This is a genomic window from Pseudoruegeria sp. SK021 (assembly GCF_002119405.1).
Classification (GTDB): Bacteria; Pseudomonadota; Alphaproteobacteria; order Rhodobacterales; family Rhodobacteraceae; genus Meridianimarinicoccus.
In genome coordinates this window covers 1-1,883 of sequence record NZ_MTBG01000093.1, presented here as the reverse complement: position 1 = coordinate 1,883, position 1,883 = coordinate 1, and the positions used below count along the sequence as shown (strand labels likewise).

Annotated in this window: 2 protein-coding genes; both read right to left on the bottom strand. The window is 61.0% G+C overall.

The window, feature by feature from the left end; genetic code table 11:
• Positions 1 to 1,394: IS66 family transposase (locus BV911_RS18690; RefSeq protein ID WP_086055038.1), on the bottom strand; the 1,394-nt coding region annotated here is incomplete at its 3' end.
• Positions 1,395 to 1,449: 55 nt separating this feature from the next.
• Complete coding sequence (gene tnpB / locus BV911_RS18685) at positions 1,450 to 1,803, bottom strand: IS66 family insertion sequence element accessory protein TnpB (protein WP_086055037.1); 354 nt, start codon at positions 1,801 to 1,803, stop codon at positions 1,450 to 1,452.
• Positions 1,804 to 1,883: the final 80 nt, after the last annotated feature.

The following is a 1,883-nucleotide window of genomic DNA, read 5'->3' as shown; positions in this document are numbered from 1 at the left end:
CCGGCGAACAATGCGTTCTTGCGATTCAGGGTAATCGGCCTGATCAAATTCTCAACCTTGTTGGAGTCGATCTCGACGCGGCCGTCTGTCAGGAAGGTTTGTAGGCCGTCCCAGTGGTTGTGAATGTAGGCGAGCTTTTCGCCGAGGCGGGATTTGGCGGATAGGCGCATGCGTTGGGCCTGCAGCCAGTCTCCGAATGCGGCGACCAGAGGAGCGGAGCGACCCTCGCGGGCCGACAGGCGCTGGCCGGCCGACGTGCCGCGGATATCCTTTTCGATGGCATAGATGTCGGCGATCCGGCGCAAGCCTTCAGCGGCGATCTCGGACCCGTCGCGGTCGAAGATTTCCTTGAGCTTGCGGCGTGCGTGGGCCCAGCAATGTGCAATGATGATGGGATCGCCGTCCTTGCGGGACGATTTGGTCAGCCGATTGTAGCCCTGATAACCGTCAAGTTGCAGGATGCCGTTGAACCCAGTCAGGAACGTCTCGGCATTTTCACCGCGGCGATTAGGGGCGTAAAAATAGACTACCCCCGGGGGGTCATCGCCGCCCCAAGATCTGTCGTCTCGGGCAAGCGCCCAGAGGTAGCCGGTTTTCGTGCGTCCGCGCCCCGGGTCCAGTACGGGCGCTGACGTTTCATCCATGAACAGCTTTGTGGACGTCCTCAAATGCTCGGCCAGCCGATCAACGACGGGGCGGAGATGAAAGGCCGCCACGCCGACCCAGTCCGCAAGGGTCGATCGGTGAATGTCGATACCGGACCGGGCCAAGATCTGGCTTTGGCGATACAATGGAAGGTGGTCCGCATATTTTGACACCAAAACATGCGCGATGGCCCCTTCGGTGGGCAGGCCGCCTTCGATCAGCCAAGGCGGAGTCGGTGCTTGCGTGACCCCGTCGGTACAGGTGCGGCAGGCGTATTTCGGGCGCACGGTTGCGATCACACGCAGTTGGGCCGGAACGATATCCAGTCGTTCGGTGCGGTGTTCGCCGATCTTATGCATTATCCCGCAGCCGCACGGGCACTCCAGGGTGTCGGGCTCGATCACCCGTTCGATGCGCGGCAGCCCCTCGGGCAGGTTGCCGCGATTGCGCTTGGGGATCCGTCTGCGCTTTGGCGCATCCTCACCGACCGCCTGAGTTTGCTTTTGTTCCTCGGCCTCGGCGAGGGCAATCTTGAGGTCTTCGAACGCCAACTGCCGGTCGTCCTCACTCAGCTTCTCGGACTTCTTGCCATGGACCGCATGGTTCAGTTCGGCCACCAGGTGCTCAAGGCGTTTGACGACGTCCTCCAGTGCTGTGGCCCGCGCAGCCGCCACCTGCAGGGCCTCAAACGCCGCCCGGTAATCCGGCGGTAGAATAGACAGATCGAGGTCTTTGGCTGCGGTGGTCATGGGGAAGTTTATAGCCCAGAATCAACCCAATGGCCGCTACAATCTATACCCTGATTCACTCCACCGCAGTCGGCGGCCGGACCTCCAGCGCCTTCACCTTGCGCCAATCCAGCCCGCCAAACAGCGCCTCGAATTGGGCGTGGTTCAGCGACATCATCCCGTTCGTAATGGTGGGCCAAGTGAAGGTCGCGTCTTCGAGCCGTTTGTAGCCCAGGACCAGCCCACTTCCGTCCCAGAACAACAATTTCAATCGATCTGCGCGCTTTGAGCGAAACACAAATACCGTCCCCGTGAACGGGTCCTTGCGCAGCATCGACTGGACCAGAGCAGTGAGGCCATCATGTCCCTTTCGGAAGTCTACCGGCTGCGTCGCCACCAAGATGCGCACCCGATGCGATGGAAAGATCATTCGCCCTCTCCAAGAGCCCGCACGATTTCGGCGATCCGGCCTGCAGGGGTCAACGTGTCCAATTTGATCGTTACCGACCC

Bases quoted from the DNA above. Each gene is read 5' to 3' on its own strand.
- tnpB (WP_086055037.1), bottom strand. From the start codon at position 1,803: ATGATCTTTCCATCGCATCGGGTGCGCATCTTGGTGGCGACGCAGCCG.